This window comes from Flavitalea antarctica, from assembly GCF_054461535.1.
Window position 1 is genome coordinate 1 of the sequence record NZ_JBTLQG010000039.1, and the last position, 21,174, is coordinate 21,174.

A 21,174-nucleotide genomic window follows, 5' to 3' on the forward strand; every position below is an offset into this window, starting at 1 on the left:
GAAATATCGCCTTCATCCATCGGCAATAACTACCCGGAATCCTATACATGTTTATGATGTAACCGGTTGGGTTATTCAATGTTTAAAAGCCCGCCAGACTAAGATTCCGGAGATCAGCTTCCAGGAGTTCCAAAAACAAAGAAGTAAAAATCCTTTGGTTGTACGAGTAAACAGGAAGATGTATAATTACTCACAGATTTTCTTCAGGAACGCAGGATACTCATTGATGTCAAGGCACTATCTTAATTTTGCCTGGCAGGTCGCAGTTTCTGCAGTTCTGTCTCCTAAACATATGTTAGGAAAGATCAGGAACATAAGTAAATCCTAAGAACAAAACGGGCACTTCAACTAAATCGAGAATTAGGTTCCTTTTGCAGAACGCAGATCACCAGCATATGATGAATATGTAACGCGAAAGTCTTCTTAACTCAAGGGGTTCCATCAGTATGTAACGTGAATCTCATCTGAGAACAAGGTCAACACACTATTAAAAATTTTTATCCTTTCTCGCATTTATACGTAATACTTGTCCCTTCGGTGTGAGATGCCCTACGCGACATGATGCCTTCGGAACCTGATGGCTTAGGAACGTGATGCCTTCGGAACTTGATGTCTTCGGAATGTAATGTCTTTGGAATGTAATGCCTTCGGAATGTGATGTCTGCGGAACGTAATTACTTCGGAACGTAATGCCTAAGGAACGTGATGCCTTCGGAACGCCATGTCTTCGGAGTTTGATGTCTTCGGAACGCAATGACTTCGGAATGTGATGTCTGCTGAACGTGATGCCTACAGAACTTAATGTGATGTACTTTCGAAATGAGATCTGAATCACATTCAGAATTTCATGTGATCGGTCAAGTCACGTCAAAATGCGTTCTTGTCTCCCTTAAAAATATTGTAGCCGGTTAGTACTATTATTTTCAGATCCAATAAAAGGCTCCAGTTCTCCATGTACCAAATGTCGTGGTTCACTCTTCCTTCCATATCTTCTATCCGGCGCGTTTCTCCCCTGAATCCTCTTACCTGCGCCCAGCCTGTAATTCCCGGTTTCACAAACTGGCGGATCATATAACGACTGATTATCGCTGAATAATCTTCAGTGTGTTTAAGCATATGTGGCCGGGGACCGACAATACTCATCTCACCCTTAAGCACATTGATAAACTGTGGGAATTCATCCAGGTTAGTTTTTCTTAGAAATCTTCCCACACGCGTAAATCTTTCGTCATCTCTGCTCGCCTGTACCAGGTTTGCATGCTGATTCACCTTCATGCTGCGGAACTTAATACAATTGAATGGCTCATTGTTTAGTCCCGATCTTTTTTGAACGAAGAAGATAGGACCTCTTGATTCCAGCCAGATAAATAATGCGATGAGCGGGAAGAGCCAGCTTAATACGAAAATCACGGCAAAACTTGCGAAGACGATATCAAACAGTCTTTTCCTGATCCTGTTGGTAATATCTTCCAGGGGCTCTGTCCTGGCAGATAGTATCGGCATTCCGGATACATAATTCAGATGCATCGGTCTGTTAACATAAATCCCAAGGTCGGGCACGAGTTTGAAACGAATACATGCCTGGTCAGCTGACTGCATAAGGTCGTAGATTCTATGGTCATGCTCAGGCAGAATAGTAGAATAAATTTCAGAGATGCGATATTCTCTTGATGCAATCAACGCGTTACTGAGGGTATCCAGGATTGGATAATTTGATAGTTCCTTAATATTTTTATAGTCCTCACAGTAACCTACGAGCTTCATCTGGGTATTATTTTTCTCAAGGTAGGTTGCTATCTTTTTTCCAAGTTCATTGTATCCGATGATCATAACCCTTTTTACGACCAGTTCAGTATGTTTGAAACGCATCCACGTAATCAGATAAAACATCCTGTTGAGCAGTAGGCTCAGCGGAAAAGCAACAATAAAAGCACTGACAAAAATCCTGGATATATAAAGCTGCCTGGCAAAATACAGGTAGGTAAGCGTAAGGATCAGGAAAAAGATATAGGTCTGGAAAGTCCTGCTTACAAATGCTTCAAAACTGTTCGTTGTCGCCGGGTCATAAAGTCGATGCATACCTGCACATATTAACCATCCTAAATTTGCAGTAATCCATAAAGGATAATATTCCTGGTGTGTTGTCAACGCAGCCGTTTCTACGAAGTACCACTTCATGAGAAAGAAAATGGTATTAAGAACCAGGAGATCCAGGAAACCAAATATCATTCGAACGAGTAATGCTAAATTTTGATTCATTGTGTAGGATTTGTATTCTTTACCGGATGACCGACAAGGCTAACTAAACAGAGCCTGGCTTATAAACAATCATATGGCAAAGCAAAAGTCTTGTTTTCAACAAGACAGAGAAACCGTGAGGCTGTAACTGTGAATAATGAAACCACCCAGTCAGGACGGGTGGTATAATATAACAAGCAGGCGTTATCGGAGGTCATAATAATACTGACCTGTTAAAAATATTGGATTTGATGCAGACTTAGCTGGTGCTCATGCGCGATGACTCAAGGCCAAAATAACTATATCTTTCCCGGGCAATTTCAACTTTCCCGATTTCCACTTCAGCAGACATGGCAAAGCCAAGCGACGGCAATATGATTTTTACCGTGTTGCTTTTTACCGCGACCACATGACCTTCGTGATTCATCAGCGGTCCGCTGATAACTCTTACAAGATCATTAACGTTCACATGAATTTTTTCCAGTGAAACTTCATTGTGTTCACTCAGAAACCTTTGAATCATTTCAATTTCGTGATCTCTGATCACTGCAGGTTTCCCCAGCCAGTAGACGAGATTGATGACTCCATCCGTACGGAGAAGTTGTATATGTTCAGCAGCCGTCACTCTTACAAATACATAACTTGTAAAAAGAGGCTCTAAGATTGTCTTTTTCCTATCTGACCACTGTTTAACCACACGGTTTATTGGACAGTAGTTTTCGATGTTACGCTTGGAAAGAATGTCAGCGACTTTCTTTTCCCACCGGACCTTGGTGTAAACTGCATGCCATTTTTTTTCGCTCATGTTGGTTGTTTTGTCTGTTAAGGTGTGGCTCCAAATGGGTTTCATGAGCATTGCTCCGCCAAGTCCACTTACATAATGGCGCTGGCTAGCATTCGTTTTACCAATGGAAAAGGTTCGAAAATTTAGACTTACAATCGGCGGCAGGACAATGACATCAAATAGTTCTTCGGTGGGATGGATTCACGCAGATGTGCAAATCTACGGGATTATTGCAAGATTCGTGCTACAAAATATTTCGTGTTTAATTTTCTCAGATTATAAAAATAAATATAAAAGCCTTTTTAACGTTAATGGACAGCTGCAAAATAATATTAAGTACGTGTAGGTGAGTCATGTCTGAATTAATTTATTGTTATGTAATATGCTCATCAGCAGTTAGTCAATAAAAGATTGTATACAAATTGTGAGTCACTACTTCGTCTGCCCTTCACCTTGAGTAGTTGCAAAATAATGCCAATCTTAAGTTTTATAACAGTTTAACATATACGCTTCATTAGTGTTAATAAATCACCACTTACCATGATATATGCAAAAAACCAGAGCTGATGTTTTTTACTTTAGGCATTAAAGCGTAGTTTTACATTTTTCAGATTAAGGCTCTGAATCCGCAGATTTTATTTTCAGTATTACTGCGTCCAGGCTCGTATCGATCTGAGCACCTCCTGATTGTTTCCTGTGTAAAAAAATCTACTAACGTTTCGCTGTTAAATGTGATCCATCTTCTGTGAGTGGACTCGGCGGAGCCATGCAATCGCAAATTGAAAACCACCTCTTACCTGATTTCACACATTCCTGACAATTGCCCGCCAGATAAGCGTTACAGCACAAATTATCCGGCCCATCAAACGCCAGCTTTTCAAAATTTGTCGAAACAATAACATCAAAAAAAGATTCTAGCAGGAGTTTTGCGTATAGGGAGCTTCTGACTTAAATGTGGAATAGTTGAGGTGGGAGTTCCTGGCAGTTTCTAAAACTGAGTATTCCAATTTCACATACCGGGTAACCCAATTTCACAAATTGGGTAATCCAATTTCACAAAATGGGTAACCCAAAATCACAAACTGGGGAATATCCGATTCCAACACTGATCAAATAGATCAATCATTCTGGTTAAATATTATTATATGAATTTGTTACGGCCATTAAAGACCGGATTATTAGCGTTATCAGTTTTTACATTCTTTTCATGCGCGAACTCCAAACAGCTACCTTATTTTAAAGATCTGGCAGATGTTAAAGCACTTGACACAGTGTCAACACTTAGTTATCGTCCATTAATTCTGGAGTCTGATGATGAAATTGAGATAAATATTAACTCTTCGTCTCCTGAAGCAGCCCAGTTTTTCAATCTCAGCCCTAATAACAATCCTACCCCTGAAGCACAGGACAGCTACATAAGGTTTAAGCAGCAGGGACAAGCATACAGGATAAATGATAAGGGCTTCGTTACCATTCCCGTTTTAGGAGACCTGTATGTTGCAGGTATGAGTACAGCAGTTGTAAAAGACACACTAACCAGTAAGCTTCGTGAATACCTGAAAGACGTGGTGGTTTCAGTGAAACTGGTAAATTTCAAAGTAACTGTTATCGGAGAGGTTACCAAACCGCTGGTAATACCTGTAAACGGGGAGCGGATCAATGTTCTTGAGGCGGTTGGTGCTTCGGGCGATATGACGATATATGGTATCCGCAAAAACGTGAAGGTTTTGAGAAGACTTCCTGATGGCAAAACGCAGGTTGCTGTGTTGGATTTCAACAATTCGTCCAGCCTTAAGTCCCCGTTTTTTCAATTGAAGCAAAATGACATTGTATATATCCAGCCAAATAAAAATAAAGGACTGGCAGGAACACAGGCCAGCATCTGGGTACCCATTGTTACCAGTCTCGCCTCAATTGTCGCCATTATTTTGACATTAAATTAAATTTACCGAAATGGATAACCCAAAAAACGACAGGGAAATGCTTCTCCAGTCAGTTGAACAAGTAAATGTCAAAGATCGTATCAAGACCGTACTTCGTTACTGGCCGCTATTTCTAATATGTTTAGGATTGGCTTTCGCATGTGCTTATTTCTATCAGAAGGTTACGACACCTATTTATAGTGCTTCAGCCTCGGTGATGATCAAGGATGATAAAAAAGGTCCATCCCTGATCAATTCGACCATGTTGAACGAAATAGGCATCGGTGCGAATAACAAACTGGTGGAAAACGAAATAGAGATTCTCAAGAGCTACGATTTAATGGAATCTGTAGTCAGGGATTTAAACCTCAACCTAAAGATTTCTAAAAAGACATCTTTCGTTGACAAGGAAATCCAATCCATCGATGCACCTTTCGTTACCCGCCGTATAGATGCAAACAAGAAGGAGTTCGCCGGGAAATGGGAGATAATCACCGATGGTGCCAAACTTGTTGTTAAAAGAGGATCAAACACGGACACAGTCCTGCAAAACGAAAGGAAGATTATAGATTCGGTTTTTGAGATCGCTTATAATATAATGCCCCAGGCAGGTGTCGATTTTACCGAATTCGAAGAAAGCGCCGTTTATTATGTGGAGTATGATAAAACTATCAACACAGTCAAGAAGTATAGTGACAGGCTCTCAGTTGATGCAGTGAACAAGATGGCCACCGTCATCAACCTCGAGATGACTGATCCCATACAGGAAAGAGCAGTGACTATCCTTGAATCTTTAATTGAAACTTATAACAGAAACAGCTTGTCCGATAAGAATAAGATGTCTGACAACACTGTCAAGTTCCTGGACACAAGGCTGATGACTGTTGCGCAGGAATTACGGGGAGTGGAGAATAATGTTGAAAAATTCAAGAGTCAGAACAAGGTTACTAACCTGGCTACCGATGCAGAACAATACCTCGCTGCCTCGGAAGAGGTGGACATGAAGAAGGCCGTTAGCCAGACTCAACTTAATATCATCAATGCTCTTGAAAACAATCTACTGGAAAACCAAAATAATCCGCAGTTAGTTCCATCAACACTGGGAATCCAGGAGCCAACACTCGAGACCCTGATTGAAAAACATAACAGCCTCATGCTGCAGAAAGAAAGAATTGTTTTGAAATCAGGTCCTAAAAATCCATTGCTGCTGGACCTCGAGCAACAAGTGCGGGAAATCAGGACCAGGCTGTTGGAGAATGTTAAAAATCTAAAGGCATCATACCAGATTTCTCTGAGTGATATATCAAGTAAAGACGAACAGCTGAATAGCCGTATCAAAAATGTACCTATTCTCGAAAAGAAACTTTTACAAATAACCCGTAATAAAAATGTTCTGGAGGAACTATATACCTTCTTACTTCAGAAAAGAGAAGAAGCATCCATTTCAAGAGCTTCCAACATTGAAGATTCAAGAATTGTTACCAGGGCTAGGGAATCAAAACAGGTGGCTCCCAAAAAGAGTATAATCTGGGGAACAGCATTGATGCTTGGACTTTTGATTCCGTTCATTATTATGACAATCAAGGAAACGTTTTATGATAAGGTAGGAGATGTAGATGAAGTGGAAAGTCAAACCGGAATGTCTGTTCTTGGTACATTATCTCATACAAAAAAAGGAGCTGGCCTTGTCGATAATCCAAGGTCCAAGTCAATCCTGGCTGAGCAAATAAGACATTTGCGAACATCTATCAGTCATACTTCAGCGTCAAATCACATACAAACAATACTGGTAAGTTCATTTCAACCTGGCGAGGGTAAAACCTTTGTATCATCAAACCTTGGGGCCAGCTTTGCGCTTTTGCGTAAAAAAACAATTGTACTTGAACTTGATCTCCGGAAACCCGGGCTGACCGAAAGCCTGAACCTTGAACCGACACCTGGTATTTCAGAAATCATAGAAGGAACAGCTGACCTGAATGATCTCATCGTGGAAGTGCCGCAGTTTAATGGGTACTATCACCTGTTGACTGCCGGTGGGCTCACATCAAATCCGTCAGAGATCATTTCCAGCCATGCAATGGCTTTGCTGATTGCGCAATTGAAAAGCATGTACGAAGTGATCATCATCGATACGCCTCCTATGTCCCTGGTCACTGATGCGACGCTCCTGCAGAAATATGCGGATACAAGCATCCTTGTACTGAGACAAGGCTATAGCTTTACCCGCGTTTACAAGGAATTGAATCAAAGAAGGCAGAGATTCGCTGAATATCCGTTGAACATTGTTTTAAATGGATATGGAAAAAGCCGAAAGTATGAAAACAAGTATGCTAAAATGGGCTACAATAAAGGATACTATTCAGCCAAGGCTTAAGTCGGCTTTATTACAACTGAACGTATTTAATTTATAAATGTCAGTATCAAAGAGAATTATATCGGGGAGCGCAGCATCCTGGGCACGAATACTACTTACCATCGTGTCACAGGTTGCATTGATACCTTTGTATCTCTCTTATTGGTCCGTTGAGTCTCTCGGTGTCTGGCTGATTGTTCAGGGATTGATAACCCTGATCACCACTTTCGACTTCGGATTTCAGACTTTTGTTGAGTTCGAATTCCTGAAGCTTGATGCCTCTGAAAAATCGAAGATCAGCACACTGTTATCGTCGGGGCTGGTTATCGGTATAATACTTAGTTGTTTCCAGGTACTTCTGATAATCGGCCTGATCGCATTTGGTATCCTTCCGCGCATACTGAGCACAGAAGACAATGTGCAACTTACAACTGAAGGAAGTTATCTGTTATTGTCATTAGGGGTAAACTGGTTATTCTGTTCCAGCATTCCAGGCCTGATCGGGCGTTCTCTGTACACAGCGGGTTATTTTCCCAGGGTTGCATGGTGGAGTACTGCAGTGGCTTCAATATATACCTTAGCTGCAGCGGTGGCAGTAGTATGCGGTGGCGGTGTAGTGATGAGCGGTGTTGTCGGAACTATTGCGAGTATAATATTGACAATGTTTTTTCTGAAAGATTTACAGCGGTTGCTTCGCAAACAAAACATAGTTCTTGAGAAACCATCATTGAAAACCGGCATGAAATATCTTGGCAGGTCTACTGCGATTTCAGCTAACACGATCCTGGATGTCTTGCGTCAACAGGGTATCCGGATATTCCTTGCACCAATTACGGGCGTTGCATCACTTGCAACCTTCTCCACAACGAGAACAATTTCAAACTTTGCGATGCAGGGGTTGAATACCGTGATGAACCCGTTGATGCCCGAGTTAATGGGGTTTATTCACAGGAAAGATCAGGATCGCTTTGAAAGTGCGTTTAGTATGGTCTGGATGATCATCATCGCGATTATAGCACCAGGCTTTATTTTTCTGCAACTATTTATCGGGCCATTATTTGAAATTTGGACAAGAGGGAAAATAGCATTAGATCCTGCCTTATTTGCCATTCTTTCCCAAACCGTGCTGGTTTTTTCCATTGCACAACCGGCCATAGCTATTATCAAAGGCAACAATATTCTAAGACCGCAGGTGCTAATCTCCATCATAGTAACTGCAATTGTGCTGGTATCGATAATAGTTTTGGTGCCATCGTTCGGTTTGCCAGGTGCAGGCGCGGGTCTGTTGCTGGCTGAAACCGTTGGTGCAGTGCTGTTTCAGATGATAGCACTAAAATGGGTCGCTGCCGCTGGTTTGAGATGGCCGACCCGTAGTTTCAGGATAGTGGTTAGTTCGGTCCTGGTAACAGGGGTAGCGCTCTTTTTGCTTACGGCATATCCGCAATTCAAATACCTGTGGTGGTTGAGTTCCACTATAATTCTGTTTATTAATGCGTCCCGGTTTGTAAACAGTTTGCCAGCTGTTGCCAGTAAACAACTTTTCCAGATAATGAGAAAATTCACCGGCCGAAAACTGGCTAATTCAAATTAAAAATGATTCTGTCACAATATCAACATAAGGCCGCTCAGGCAAATGATGGTGCACCTGAACTGGTAACGGGTCAGCAAGCCAGGTTCCTGTCGAACTTCAAACGTTGGACGTGGATCATACTACTATTAAGTGCGCTTTGTCAGCTCGTTTTTTTCTTCAGCGCAGCTAATCTGTTCGGAGTTGTTTGTGTATTGATAGCCTGGAAACTTACTGAGCTGAGCGTTTTAAACGCTCCATCTCTAAACCGATACCCACTCTCTGCAACAGTTATTCTTGGATATTCATTAACGCAGTATTGCCTGCCATGCGTATTTACCTTATTGGAAAAAAAGCCACTGGTCTACAATCTTGATCTTCCTTATTCGGTGTTTATCCATTCGTTTTTTGCTTTGTTGATTTTGTTGTCGGCTTTCGAGTTGTATAAGGTGATGCGTTCGCGTAAACAGGCTTCATTTGCTTTAACCCAGAAGGCCCTGATCAAAATAAACGCTTTTACTGCCCCTGGTTCGCTGCAATTGTGGCTCATCGGTTTTTTTGGACTGCTCGGGATTATCGGGACCTATTATACTGGTACGCGTTACGGCCTTGAAGATCATGAGAGAGGCGGTGCAGCTAAACTTTTTCAGGCTCTCATTCCCTTCGCCTATACACCTTATTTCATTCCGTTAAGAAGCTTATTTGATTATAGCGAAAAGAAGTATAAGGCGCCTGTTCTCATGTTGGTGCTATATACCTTGTTGCTGATCCTCATTGGAGTGGGAGGAAATCATCGTTCGTTATTTATGACCGGCCTTACAACTGCCGGTATTGCATACTTCCTGGGGCTCCTGCTGGGAAAATTTAACCTGCGGGTGTTCAATCTGAAAGCTGTTGTTCCAGGGCTCATCGCGTTGTGGTTTGTCACTGGTCCATTAGCGAATCTTGGAACTGCCATGGTTATGGTGAGAAGTATGAGAGCCGATGTATCAGGCACTGACCTGCTTGAGCAAACGCTCGAAGTATCTCAGAATGAAAGGATGCTGGCCAGGTTTAAAGCAACTTCGCCAAAGGAAGTGGTAGACTGGGACGAAGATTACTTCGATAATATATTTTTAGCACGCTTCTGCAATTTGAAATTCAATGATGAAGGTTTGAAGCAATCTGAAAGGATTGGAAAGGTTGACAGAAAGATGCAGGAGTATTCGATAGCGAGGATCTGGTCGATTTTTCCGCTCCCGGTTCTTCAGGCTTTAGACATTGAAATTGACAAGGAACAGGTGATCAGTGGATCTTTCGGAGACTATCTTTTTGATAGGGCGGGTGGCTCAAATGCGATTGGAGGGTTCAGGACGGGACAGTTTGCAAGCACGGGCATGGCTTCTTTTGGCTGGTGGTATCTGGCTATATTGTTTATTGGTGTCATCCCGATATTTTATTGCTTCGACATATTCGTTTTGCGGATGAAGTCCTCTGACGGGATATCGATGAAAACGATAATCTCCCTGCCGGGCCTGGTTCCGATAACCCTGACGTTTATGTTTTTCTCTTTGTCAACGGCTTCTGAAAGCGTTGTAAATACATTTTCGTATCTCCTCCGCGCCTGGCCCCAGACGCTTATCATTTATATAATACTCTTTTTCGTCTCAAAAAAAGTATCTCTTTTGCTGTCTCCGGCAAAACGTATAAGTGCTGTTAATAAAAAATTTGCTCAATGAAGATCATTTTAATAGGTAATTATCCCCCGGACAAGCAATACAGCATGTATGGGTTTTGCGTTGCCACAAAAGAAGGCATGATCAACCAGGGTCACACAGTAGATGTATGGACTCCGATATCTGTATTTGGCCGCTTTTTCTCATCAACAAGCATTGGGGCAGGCAAGTGGTTCGGTTATGTAGACAAATGGATCATCTTCCCGGTTGTTATTCTGCTCAGAAGATTTTTGCAATCCAAAACTGATAAACAGGCGAATTATCATATCTGCGATCATTCAAATTCAATGTACATGAACTTTCTCCCTAAAAAGAGGACGTTGATAACCTGCCATGATGTTTTAGCGATCCAGGGTTCTATGGGAATAAAAAATGCCCATTCTGACTCGACCAGGGCAGGGAAAATACTTCAAAATCTTATAAGAAAGAACCTGGTTACTGCCCGCTATGTAGTCGCCATCTCGAATTATACTTACAGGCAATTGTTATCACTTGCTCTTCCATCAACTGACAGCAGACACTGGAATATCATTCATAATATGTACAAGAGTGAATGCAAAATACTGGACCAGACTACGATCCAGTCGACTTTGCATCACTTGAGGGATATCATTTCTGCCCCATTTATCATGCATGTCGGTTCGGATTTGCCACGTAAGAACAGAAAGGTGTTAGTTGATGTGATGGCTAAACTGAGGGATCAATGGAACGGTAACCTGGTCTTTGTAGGTGCAGGTCCGAGCGAAGAAATGAAAAATAAAATCCAACAGGCAGGGCTCACTTCAAGGATATTGTTTATAGAAAATCCGTCAACAGAAGTGGTTGTTGCCTTATATAATGTATGTTTCGCAGTAGTCTTTCCATCTTATACGGAAGGGTTTGGTTTGCCATTAATTGAGGCCCAGGCATGTGGCGCACCCGTCATTGCGAGTAACATTGAGCCTCTGATGGAGGTGAGTAATGAGTCGGCGTTGCATGCGGCTCCGGATGATGCAGAGGGGTTCAGCCGGGCGGTTTTATCACTGGTGGATCCTGCCACAAGAATTGCAGTTATCCGTAAAGGAACTGCCAATGTGCAGCAATATCAGCCTGAAACTATTACAAGCTCATATATGAAAGTCCATCAACTAATGCGAACCTCGTTATATCCATGTTAGTCATAAAACTATTCTCATTTTTTTTCCCCTGGTTTCTCAGGCGCAGATATCTGAATCTTTGTTTTGGATATCAAATAGATAAAGACGCCAGCATTGGTCTTGCATGGGTATTCCCCAAAAAACTGGTTATGGCCCGGAATAGTAGGATTGATCATTTCACCATTGCAGTAAATCTGTCATTGATCACCATGGAGCAAAACTCCTTCATTGGCCGAAGTAACTGGATAACCGGCTTTCCGGCTAATACAGATAGCCTTCATTTTCGCCACGTGGGCAACAGGGAGGCCAGTCTTGAAATCGGGGAATCAACTGCTATTACCAAGAATCATCATTTGGATTGTACCGATCGCATAGTGATTGGAAAATTCACTACGGTTGCAGGCTATCGTTCACAATTCCTGACACATTCGATTGATGTTGTCGAGAATAGGCAGGACTGTTCACCTATCATAATTGGCGATTATACATATGTCGGCACAAATGTTGTAATCCTCGGCGGTGCGACCTTGCCTTCATATTCCGTGTTAGGCGCCAAATCGGTACTTAATAAAAAGTTTGACAAAGAATGGATGCTGTATGCCGGCGTTCCGGCCATTGAAAAGAAGATAATTTCAGAAAAGGCCAAGTATTTCACAAGACAGGAGGGTTATGTACTTTAAATCTCAATATATGGGGAAACGGATTCTGCATGTAGTTGCCAGCAGTGACGAAAAACTGGGTGGGGTGACGAAGGCCGTGTTCACCCTTATAGATGGGCTTAATTCACTGAATCTTGAAAATACCATCGCAACGCTTGACGATCCCGGGGCAGCGTATCTTACAAACAGGAAAATAGAGGTTACTGCTCTTGGACCAACACGTACTCCATGGCAATACAGTGAGCGGTTAGGAAGCTGGCTCGAAGAAAATCTCAGCGATTTTAACTATGTTATCATTCATGGCTTGTGGTTGTTTCCCAATTTCGCGGTGAGAAAATCAATACAACATTTGCAATCGGCCGGTAAAATGATCCCAAAAGTTTTTGTCATGCCTCACGGGATGCTTGATCCTTATTTCCAGCAAACGAGTACCCGTAAGTTGAAAGCTATTCGCAATTCGCTGTATTGGCGATTCATTGAAAAAAATAATGTAAATAGTTTTGATGGATTATTGTTTACATGTGAGTCAGAAAAAACACTGGCGAGATTACCATTCAAGGGGTATAATCCTAAGTCTGAAACCGTTATCGGTTTTGGTATTGAAGAGCCACCGGCCCACACAAAATCCATGGACGAAGCGTTCAGGCTTTGCTGGCCGGAGTGGAATAACTCCAGATACATGCTTTTTCTTAGCAGAATTGACCCTAAGAAAGGAGTGGATATATTGATTGAAGGATACAAACTATACCTTGAGAAACACCGTGCTAAATATGGGGATATGCAGGCCGGAGACAATTACATCCCTTTAAAGTTAATTATTGCCGGTCCTTCGGCTGATGGGGCATTTTTGAAAAAATTGAAGGACGAAGTTGCTAAAGATCATGGGTTAAACGAAAATGTAACCTTTCTGGATATGCTTACAGGCAATGCCAAATGGGGTGCTTTCTACAATTGCGAAGTTTTTATTTTGCCAAGTCACCAGGAAAATTTTGGTATTGCTGTTGTTGAAGCGCTTGCCTGCCATAAGCCGGTATTGATATCTTCGAAAATTAACATTTTCAATGAGATAGTTTCCGGTGGCGGCGGCTTTGTAGAAGACGATACAGCCGTTGGTGTGTATGAGCTGATTTCAAAGTTTGTAGGTCTTAGTGACGAAGAGGTGCAGCGCAAAGGGTCAAAAGCACGGCAAACTTATCTGAAAGAATTTTATGCATCAAGACCCAGTATCTCGCTGACCGGAATCCTTTAGTTGAAGTGTATTCAATAAACACGTTACTTAACATATTAAAATATAATTAGCAGGATTGATTAATCTCACACAACATAACGCTGATACATTCACCGGCCCATCATTTTCACTTAAGAACCGGTTAAGCAGGGTAGTATGGAACTTCACCTGGCTGATACTATTCAGATACAGCCTCAGGAACATGCATTCATGGCGAAATTTTATTCTTAGGATGTTTGGTGCGAAAATTGGTACTAACGTACACGTTTACCCGAAGGTTACCATCTGGGCACCCTGGAATCTGTCAATAGGTGACGAAACTGGTATAGGCAATGGTGTGACGCTTTACTCGCAAGGAAAAATCACAATCGGAAAACGTTCGGTCATCTCCCAGGGTGCGCATCTGGTGACTGGAACACATGATTATAATCACCCGGGATTTCCGCTAATTACTAAGCCAATAAATATCGGTGATCATGTTTGGGTTGCGACGGAAAGTTTTGTTCATCCGGGTGTCGATATCGGCGATGGATGTGTTGTAGGAGCAAGATCGGTTGTTGTTAAAAGTTTGCCTGAATGGACAATATGTGCAGGAAATCCATGCAAGGTGCTTAAACCGCGCCAGGCAGTAAATTATTCAGAATAACTTTTGGTATGATTTCAATTCTGATACTTACAAAAAATGAAGATGAAATAATAGCTGGATGTTTGGATTCCGTTTGCTGGTCGGACGATATTCATGTTTTCGATTCGTTCAGTGAGGACGACACAGCGCTGATCGCAGAAGAAAAGGGAGCCAAGGTTTATCAAAGATCATTTGATGGGTATGCCTCCCAGCGTAACGCAGCTTTACAAACTTGTTCATTCAAATATAAATGGATCTTGATTCTTGATGCTGATGAGCGGGTACCCGCTACTCTCACGCCTAAATTATTTAAGGCGATCGAAGAAGCGAAGGATACAACGGCGGGGTTTAGCATTCAAAGAAGGGATTATCTTGGAAAATCCTGGCTTAAATATTCTCAGCTTTCTCCGTATTATATAAGGCTGATCAGAGATGGAAAGGGAAAGTATCACAGGGAGATTAACGAAGTAATTGAGATAGACGGTGACACGGAAAAAATTCAAGGATATTTTGATCATTTTCCATTTGAAAAAGGGTATCATCACTGGCTTAACCGACATAACAAATACTCAAGCGCAGAAGCCTTGCGTTGGGTGGAAGAGAGGGATCTAAACATCTCTTTTTCCGTAAAGAAGGCCTTGTTTCATAAGGACTTTCATGTGCGGCGCTATCATCAGAAAGGAATTTTTTACAAGATTCCCGGCCGCCCAATGATAAAATGGATCTATATGATCTTTTTCAAGCTCAGCTTTCTTGATGGAAAAGCCGGATTCACCTATGCTACACTTCAGTCAATCTATGAATACTTTATTATTTTGAAAAGCCGTGAATTGAAACGGTCGAGGGAAGAGCAGATTCGTAAAAAAGGACCGGCTGTCTATCAAAAGGGGTCTGACAATCAGGAGAAGTACAATTACGCACCAAAAAATTCAGCCGTTGAGAATGAGAGGTAAGAAAGAAGAACCAAAAACTTACTGTCTGCTACTAACAGCTTGTGTTGATCCGAACCGAATAAACAAGGTTAAAAACCTGGTTGCCAGAATAGATCCCAAAGTAAGACTGGATGATTATAAAAAGGCGCTAATGTTTTGGAATGAGTATGAATGCAAGGCGATAACAAATATCGTATTTGTTGAAAATTCCGGTTCAGATCTTACAGAGATCTGCCAGTTGGTAAAAGGCTTCAAGCGGCCAGTAGAAATCCTGCAGTTTGAAGGCTCTGAAATTCCTAAGGGTCTTCATTATGGTTATTCTGAGATTGAAATGATCGATTATGCTTTTGATCAGAGTAAATCGATAGGTTCCTGTGACAGCATTATCAAAGTAACAGGTCGATTAACTTTTCCCCGGCTGGGTAAATTAATACAATGGATCCCGCAAGGAAACAGGATGCTGACTGACAGTCGTGATTACTCGTTTCTCAAACGTGCAAGGAAGTATATTCTGACTACTTTATTTGTTGTGGATGTATCCTTTTATCGCGAACATTTATATAATACGAGGCATCTTATGGCGAACTTGAAATTTGGCCTGATGGAAGTATTATATTATGAAATTTTAAAACCATTATATAAGACAAATAGCAACGAAATCATTCTTCGGCTTCCCTTTAACGTTGAACCTGTTGGTTTCGGGGCCACCAAAAATATAAACTACCGATCCTATAAATACAAGGCATTTGTTTTGATACGTGCCCTGGTAAGGAAAGTTGCACCACAAATTTGGATTTAAAGCCCAACGATGCGCTGTTGATTGCCTGCCCCCTTTCCTATAAACAATTCTGTTGATTAACCACTTCCATTTATTCAAAATCACCGCGTCATAGCGAAATTCCGGTTTATACTGGTGATGTTGTGTTGATGACAATTTCTGGAAAGAACAGGTAAAAACTAAAAAGCTAACTACAAATTCACTCAAAATGAAACAGGCTAGAATTCTGCTGCTTGGGGGCAACTATTTGCCAGAACCCACTGGTATCGGTAAGTATAATGGGGAAATGATGACATGGTTGGCGCAAAGTGGATATGAATGTGGTGTCATAACCAGTTATCCGTATTATCCGTATTGGAAAACCCAGGCCCCATACGCGAAAAAGTCTTTCTGGTATACAAAGGAAAAAAATGCTCAGCATGAACCTAATATAACTACTTACAGGTGTCCTCAGTATATACCACAGGATCCTTCCGGGATGAAGCGGATAATTTCTGATTTTAGTTTTTTCATTTCAGCATTATTCCAGATACTGATTTTGCTTTTTAAGAAAAGGTATGATTATGTTTTGGTAGTAGTACCTCCCTTTCAGTTAGGTCTGCTCGGGATATTATACAAAAATATCCGCGGGGCAAAACTGGTATACCATATACAGGATCTCCAGATTGATGCGGCGAAAGAACTGGGAATGATTAAATCAGAGCCGGTATTAAAGCTTCTTTTTAAGCTCGAAAAATTTATCTTATCCAAGGCAGATTATATAAGTACGATCTCCGACGGCATGATTGATAAAACAATGGCGAAGTGTCAAAGGCCGGTGATATTCTTTCCTAATTGGGTTGATACCAAATATTTCAGTCCGATTATGGATAAAAGCAAACTCAAGGCAGAATATAATATCGGACCGGATGAAAAGGTCATCCTTTATTCCGGAGCGATCGGCGAAAAGCAGGGCCTTGAATCAATTGTCTTCGCAGCTAAGGCCCTGGCCGGGGAGAGAATCAGATTCGTGATCTGCGGAACAGGCCCTTACCAGGCAAGGTTGCAAGCGCTTGTCACTAGAAATGGGTTGACAAATGTTTTGTTTCTGCCGTTGCAGCCAAAAGAATCTTTTAACCGATTCCTGAATATGGCGGATATTCATCTTGTATTACAGAAGGCAAATGCCAATGACCTGGTCATGCCGTCCAAGCTGACTAATATTTTGGCTGTAGGCGGGCTGGCTTTAGTAACTGCGTCAAAAAAGACCAGTCTTTACAACATCATTTCCCGGAACGATATGGGAATTATTGTTGAGCCAGGTGATCAGGATGCCTTGCTGCAATCCATAAAAACGGCGGTTGATTTTCCTTACCTGTCTATTCAAAAGAATGCGAGAGAATACGCACTGAAATATCTGACTATTGATTCTGTTATAAAAGATTTTCTTCTCCAGATTTCAGTTTTAAAGCCCACTCCTGGCACATTGCGGCCGGAAACTATCAAAGTTAAAACTGAGGTTTTGAACGCCGATGTAGCCAGTGTCTGATTAAAATGAGTTTTGTAATTTTCAGTTCTTGTCGGACCCGGGGGTTGAAATTAAAATCAATTAACCCCGGCCCAAATTTCAAAAAATGTCACATTACTCTGTATCTTAACAGAACGTCTGTCATCATACGGTTTAAAAAGTGACTCGAACCGCCGGGCTCATGCCCCAACTTTAAATCCACCATCCTTTAACGATAAATTCCCGTTCAAAATCAGCTTAAACTGTCAAATTATTAGTAAGTGATATCAGTAGTTATCTTAACAAAGGATGAAGAAAACGATTTGCCAAAATGCCTTGAGTCATTAAAGTGGTGTGACGATATTCATGTACTCGATTCAGGTAGTACTGACAAAACCATCGCCATTGCAAATCTTTACACCAGGAATGTTACATACAACCCGTTTTTAAGCTTCGGGCAACAGCGAAATTTCGCGCTGGACAGTCTGCCATTAAAGTACCAGTGGATACTTTTCCTTGATGCGGATGAGGTTAGTTCTGATGAATTTCAAAGGAAAGTCATGGAAGCTGTACAAACTGCGGATGAAGATACTGCAGGCTTCTATTGTTGCTGGAAGCTGATGTTAAATGAAAGGTGGTTGAAGCGCAGCGATAACTTTCCAAAATGGCAGTTCAGACTGCTTAAAATGAATAGGGCAAGGTTCACCGATTTCGGACATGGTCAGAAAGAATTTAATATCAACGGCCGCATCGGGTATATTGATACTCCTTACATCCACTATGGTTTTTCAAAGGGTTGGTCCCACTGGATGGCAAGGCACAATAAATATTCTACTTTAGAAGCAAAAGATAGAGTTGCCCAACGACCCCCTTTAAATAATGTATTTTCAAAACATGGCAGCATAAGAAACCCAGCGTTGAAGTCGTGGCTGAGCCGAGTGCCGGGATGGCCGCTAATCAGGTTCTTCTACTCCTATATTCTTAAAATGGGCTTTCTCGAAGGTCGCCCCGGCTTCGTTTACTGTTTGAACATGGCTTATTATGAATTTCTTATCCAGCTAAAAATGCGTGAGTTGCGGGACGAGGTTAAACCAGGCACAGTTAAAAGTTTTCGTCAACCTGTCGGTCAGCACATCAAAGTTATTTCTGATGACAGGATCGCTTAAATTCACTTAGTGCATGCTTGCTAAATACTTCTCGGCAGTTGTAAGATGAAATTTCTTTTTTTCATCAGGCATCTTATCAAACGTTCCAATCAAAAGCCCCAGCCTTGGATTTGAAAGGAAAAATTTACGGTGAACATGCATAAATCGCCAGAACAATGCATCCCATATCATTTGCCAGTCTCCCTTCTTATAATCACTCATTTTCAGGATGTAATTACTGCCGCTGATATATGGTTTAGTCGACATTAAGCCACCGTCACTGAACTGGCTCATGCCATATACGTTGGGAACCATTACCCAATCATATGCATCAATGAACATCTCCATAAACCATTTATAGACCTCATCGGGGTGAAACTCGCAAAGCAACATGAAGTTGCCAAGCACCATCAGTCTTTCAATATGATGACAGTAACCGGTGTCAAGAACCTTCCGTATAGTGTTGTCAACAGGTGCAATCCCGGTTGTTCCTTCCCAAAACGACGAAGGTATTTTTCTGCTGAATCCCCAGAAATTCCTGGTTCTTTCCTCAATACCTTTGATCTCATAAACTGCCCGCATATATTCCCGCCATCCAATTACCTGTCTCAGGAATCCCTCCAGTGAGTTGATTGGTATTTCATTATTGGACGCGTATTCAAGTGTTTCATTTACCACATCCCCTGGCGACAACAGCCCGGTATTCAACATTGGTGTAAGTACGCTATGATGAAGTATATGCTGGTCGGCCACGATCGAATCTTCATAAGGTCCAAATTCTGCAAATCTTTTCGCTAAGAACTGCCTGAACCAGGCTTTGCTTTCGCCATGAGTCGACGGATACCGGTAACCGTTACTGAGGTTACCGTAATTGTCCGGAAAGCTTGTATCAGCGTAGCTGACGGCCTCCGCGTAATAATGGTTCTTGCTTTGAAAATTGATAGCCGGAGGTTGCCTGGACTTCAGGTATCGGAGTCGGTTCTCTGCATCATAACTCCATTTCCCACCCAATGGTTTTTTATCTGTCTCCATTAATATCTGGCGGCTGCTACGTTGCCAGGCATAAAAATCTGCCTGGAAAAAGCGGGTTTTGCCATGGAAATATGTAGTGATCTCATCTTTGGAATTGATGAAAAGTTGCTGTGGATGTTGCGTGAGTTGAAGTCCGACTTTCTTACCTGCACTTATGATCCGCCCGTGAAGCCAATCGTCGGTCGGGTCTATATAATCCATGCTCTCTACTCCCAGGTTTTTGCAATATGGAATGAGTTTGCGGATGTCAGAATTTTCGTCGTGGGCATCTATGTATACTACCTTCTTGTTTTTGCCTGACAGGTAAGATGCATACCATTTCATGGTTGCACGGTGATAGGCAATCTTTTGTTTGTGAAATTGAAATTGTTTGAAAAACAGGTTTTCCTCGACCAGGTAGAAGACTCCGCACTTGTTGATTAACGGGCTGTTTTCAAATAACTGGTGTGGAAATACAATGGCGGTTCTTTCAATTCCCATAATTTTTAATAATATTCGTGCTGGTTTTATCAGTGTCCGTTGATGTATGTTTGCGACAACCATCACTGCAGTACTTTACTTCATTCCAGGTTGCCTTCCATTTTTTTCGCCAGCTGAATGCTCTCCCGCAAGTTTCACAGATCTTTTGCGGTCGGTTTTCTTTTAATATGGTTTTCATTGATCTGATTATTTATTAGATGGAACATCAGACGAGTTATCCTGAGTAATGAATTGGTATTAGTGTTATAATAAATTTCATCGCTTCGCTGGGTTATCGCCAAAGCATTTAAGATAAACGTTACTTTATTCCCGGTTAAACCTTTAAAGTCGACATACCTCCATCAACATGCATAACCTGGCCAGTGATCCATCCAGCCTTATCTGACAACAGGTATTCAGCCATGTTTGCGATATCTTCGGTGGAACCAATTTTTTTCATCGGGTGTCGCTGGGCGTTTGCGGTCCTTTTTTCCGGAGTACTGAGCAAAGGCCCGGCCATCGGCGTATCTGTAAGGGATGGTGCAATACAGTTAACCCGCACTGTTGGTGCAAGCTCAGCTGCCAGGGAAACTGTCAACCCTTCTATTGCACCTTTCGACGAGCTCACTAACGTGTGATATGGTAACCCTAACCTGGCAGCAACTGACGAAAATAAAATGATGGACGGATTTGTACCGGTCTTCAGCTTTGGCAGTAATGCCTGGACCAGTTTGACGGCACCGACAACCTGCAGTTTGAAATCTGATTCAAAATCATCCGCTTTAATACGATTGAAAGGTTTGAGATTGATTGAGCCAGGACAGTAAACAAGCCCATCGATGGCTTCTGGGATAAAATCAAGGGCTAACTCGTCTTCAAGTACGTTAAGTGGATGATAAGTGAGCTGCGATGATGACTGCATTCCTGACTGTGTGTGATATGTTCCGAATACCCGGTGATTTGCGTTTGAGAGATTGCTGGCAAGTTGCAGCCCTATTCCTGAAGAAGCACCGATTATAACATAAGTCCCCATGACTTCCTCGTAACAAAAAACCGAACAGAAAGTTTGCTCCTGTTTTTTGAAGTTTGCTCCCGATTGTTGCATTGCCTGCCCT

Annotated in this window: 18 protein-coding genes; 13 read left to right on the top strand and 5 right to left on the bottom strand. The window is 41.9% G+C overall.

Annotated features, from left to right (window positions below):
- On the top strand, window positions 1-328 hold a 328-nt coding region (locus tag ACX0G7_RS23440), incomplete at its 5' end, for a hypothetical protein (RefSeq protein WP_458925963.1).
- A 539-nt stretch (window positions 329-867) separates the two neighbouring features.
- On the opposite strand, the gene ACX0G7_RS23445 is transcribed toward ACX0G7_RS23440, so the two are convergent.
- The gene (locus ACX0G7_RS23445; protein ID WP_458925964.1) at window positions 868-2,259 is read right to left on the bottom strand and encodes an undecaprenyl-phosphate glucose phosphotransferase; all 1,392 of its coding nucleotides are present in this window, start codon (window positions 2,257-2,259) and stop codon (window positions 868-870) included.
- Window positions 2,260-2,497: 238 nt separating this feature from the next.
- The gene (locus tag ACX0G7_RS23450; protein WP_458925965.1) at window positions 2,498-3,043 is read right to left on the bottom strand and encodes a UpxY family transcription antiterminator; all 546 of its coding nucleotides are present in this window, start codon (window positions 3,041-3,043) and stop codon (window positions 2,498-2,500) included.
- Window positions 3,044-4,167: 1,124 nt separating this feature from the next.
- Here ACX0G7_RS23450 and ACX0G7_RS23455 point away from each other — a divergent pair.
- The 12 genes from ACX0G7_RS23455 to ACX0G7_RS23510 all read left to right on the top strand — a co-directional run bounded on the left by ACX0G7_RS23455 (window position 4,168) and on the right by ACX0G7_RS23510 (window position 18,589).
- The gene (locus ACX0G7_RS23455; protein WP_458925966.1) at window positions 4,168-4,965 is read left to right on the top strand and encodes a polysaccharide biosynthesis/export family protein; all 798 of its coding nucleotides are present in this window, start codon (window positions 4,168-4,170) and stop codon (window positions 4,963-4,965) included.
- 10 nt (window positions 4,966-4,975) lie between these two features.
- Entirely contained in the window at window positions 4,976-7,318 is a 2,343-nt protein-coding gene (locus ACX0G7_RS23460; protein ID WP_458925967.1) for a GumC family protein, read from the top strand.
- Between the two features lie 37 nt (window positions 7,319-7,355).
- Window positions 7,356-8,888 (top strand): lipopolysaccharide biosynthesis protein, encoded by a 1,533-nt coding sequence (locus ACX0G7_RS23465; protein ID WP_458925968.1) that lies wholly within the window; start codon window positions 7,356-7,358, stop codon window positions 8,886-8,888.
- A gap of 2 nt (window positions 8,889-8,890) precedes the next feature.
- The gene (locus tag ACX0G7_RS23470) at window positions 8,891-10,582 is read left to right on the top strand and encodes a hypothetical protein (protein WP_458925969.1); all 1,692 of its coding nucleotides are present in this window, start codon (window positions 8,891-8,893) and stop codon (window positions 10,580-10,582) included.
- Entirely contained in the window at window positions 10,579-11,736 is a 1,158-nt protein-coding gene (locus ACX0G7_RS23475; protein ID WP_458925970.1) for a glycosyltransferase family 4 protein, read from the top strand. The genes ACX0G7_RS23470 and ACX0G7_RS23475 overlap by 4 nt, the downstream gene beginning before the upstream one ends.
- 128 nt (window positions 11,737-11,864) lie before the next feature.
- Entirely contained in the window at window positions 11,865-12,395 is a 531-nt protein-coding gene (locus ACX0G7_RS23480) for an acyltransferase (RefSeq protein ID WP_458925971.1), read from the top strand.
- Between the two features lie 10 nt (window positions 12,396-12,405).
- Window positions 12,406-13,623 (top strand): glycosyltransferase, encoded by a 1,218-nt coding sequence (locus ACX0G7_RS23485; protein ID WP_458925972.1) that lies wholly within the window; start codon window positions 12,406-12,408, stop codon window positions 13,621-13,623.
- 55 nt (window positions 13,624-13,678) lie between these two features.
- Window positions 13,679-14,248 carry a WcaF family extracellular polysaccharide biosynthesis acetyltransferase gene (locus ACX0G7_RS23490; RefSeq protein WP_458925973.1) on the top strand — a complete coding sequence of 190 codons (570 nt, stop codon included), beginning with the start codon at window positions 13,679-13,681 and terminating at the stop codon, window positions 14,246-14,248.
- A gap of 8 nt (window positions 14,249-14,256) precedes the next feature.
- Window positions 14,257-15,180, top strand: a complete 924-nt coding sequence (locus ACX0G7_RS23495; protein ID WP_458925974.1) for a glycosyltransferase family 2 protein — start codon at window positions 14,257-14,259, stop codon at window positions 15,178-15,180.
- On the top strand, window positions 15,170-15,958 hold the full coding sequence (locus ACX0G7_RS23500; RefSeq protein WP_458925975.1) for a hypothetical protein: 789 nt from the start codon (window positions 15,170-15,172) through the stop codon (window positions 15,956-15,958). Before ACX0G7_RS23495 ends, ACX0G7_RS23500 begins: the two co-directional genes overlap by 11 nt.
- A gap of 187 nt (window positions 15,959-16,145) precedes the next feature.
- Window positions 16,146-17,465, top strand: coding sequence for a WcaI family glycosyltransferase (locus ACX0G7_RS23505; protein ID WP_458925976.1), 1,320 nt, complete (start codon window positions 16,146-16,148; stop codon window positions 17,463-17,465).
- Between the two features lie 239 nt (window positions 17,466-17,704).
- Complete coding sequence (locus ACX0G7_RS23510) at window positions 17,705-18,589, top strand: glycosyltransferase family 2 protein (RefSeq protein WP_458925977.1); 885 nt, start codon at window positions 17,705-17,707, stop codon at window positions 18,587-18,589.
- Window positions 18,590-18,595: 6 nt separating this feature from the next.
- Here the strand turns inward: ACX0G7_RS23510 and ACX0G7_RS23515 are convergent, their stop codons facing one another.
- The 3 genes from ACX0G7_RS23515 to ACX0G7_RS23525 all read right to left on the bottom strand — a co-directional run bounded on the left by ACX0G7_RS23515 (window position 18,596) and on the right by ACX0G7_RS23525 (window position 21,092).
- A complete protein-coding gene (locus tag ACX0G7_RS23515; protein ID WP_458925978.1) occupies window positions 18,596-20,080 on the bottom strand; it encodes a cryptochrome/photolyase family protein in 1,485 nt (494 codons plus the stop codon).
- Window positions 20,070-20,258 (bottom strand): DUF2256 domain-containing protein, encoded by a 189-nt coding sequence (locus ACX0G7_RS23520; RefSeq protein ID WP_458925979.1) that lies wholly within the window; start codon window positions 20,256-20,258, stop codon window positions 20,070-20,072. The genes ACX0G7_RS23515 and ACX0G7_RS23520 overlap by 11 nt, the downstream gene beginning before the upstream one ends.
- Before the next feature lie 135 nt (window positions 20,259-20,393).
- Window positions 20,394-21,092, bottom strand: a complete 699-nt coding sequence (locus ACX0G7_RS23525) for an SDR family NAD(P)-dependent oxidoreductase (RefSeq protein ID WP_458925980.1) — start codon at window positions 21,090-21,092, stop codon at window positions 20,394-20,396.
- Between the last annotated feature and the right edge of the window lie 82 nt (window positions 21,093-21,174).

Bases quoted from the DNA above. Each gene is read 5' to 3' on its own strand.
- ACX0G7_RS23470 (WP_458925969.1), top strand. From the start codon at position 8,891: ATGATTCTGTCACAATATCAACATAAGGCCGCTCAGGCAAATGATGGT.
- ACX0G7_RS23505 (WP_458925976.1), top strand. From the start codon at position 16,146: ATGAAACAGGCTAGAATTCTGCTGCTTGGGGGCAACTATTTGCCAGAA.
- ACX0G7_RS23480 (WP_458925971.1), top strand. From the start codon at position 11,865: ATGGCCCGGAATAGTAGGATTGATCATTTCACCATTGCAGTAAATCTG.
- ACX0G7_RS23450 (WP_458925965.1), bottom strand. From the start codon at position 3,043: ATGAGCGAAAAAAAATGGCATGCAGTTTACACCAAGGTCCGGTGGGAA.
- ACX0G7_RS23455 (WP_458925966.1), top strand. From the start codon at position 4,168: ATGAATTTGTTACGGCCATTAAAGACCGGATTATTAGCGTTATCAGTT.
- ACX0G7_RS23445 (WP_458925964.1), bottom strand. From the start codon at position 2,259: ATGAATCAAAATTTAGCATTACTCGTTCGAATGATATTTGGTTTCCTG.
- ACX0G7_RS23520 (WP_458925979.1), bottom strand. From the start codon at position 20,258: ATGAAAACCATATTAAAAGAAAACCGACCGCAAAAGATCTGTGAAACT.
- ACX0G7_RS23500 (WP_458925975.1), top strand. From the start codon at position 15,170: ATGAGAGGTAAGAAAGAAGAACCAAAAACTTACTGTCTGCTACTAACA.
- ACX0G7_RS23460 (WP_458925967.1), top strand. From the start codon at position 4,976: ATGGATAACCCAAAAAACGACAGGGAAATGCTTCTCCAGTCAGTTGAA.
- ACX0G7_RS23495 (WP_458925974.1), top strand. From the start codon at position 14,257: ATGATTTCAATTCTGATACTTACAAAAAATGAAGATGAAATAATAGCT.
- ACX0G7_RS23485 (WP_458925972.1), top strand. From the start codon at position 12,406: ATGGGGAAACGGATTCTGCATGTAGTTGCCAGCAGTGACGAAAAACTG.
- ACX0G7_RS23465 (WP_458925968.1), top strand. From the start codon at position 7,356: ATGTCAGTATCAAAGAGAATTATATCGGGGAGCGCAGCATCCTGGGCA.
- ACX0G7_RS23475 (WP_458925970.1), top strand. From the start codon at position 10,579: ATGAAGATCATTTTAATAGGTAATTATCCCCCGGACAAGCAATACAGC.
- ACX0G7_RS23525 (WP_458925980.1), bottom strand. From the start codon at position 21,092: ATGGGGACTTATGTTATAATCGGTGCTTCTTCAGGAATAGGGCTGCAA.
- ACX0G7_RS23515 (WP_458925978.1), bottom strand. From the start codon at position 20,080: ATGGGAATTGAAAGAACCGCCATTGTATTTCCACACCAGTTATTTGAA.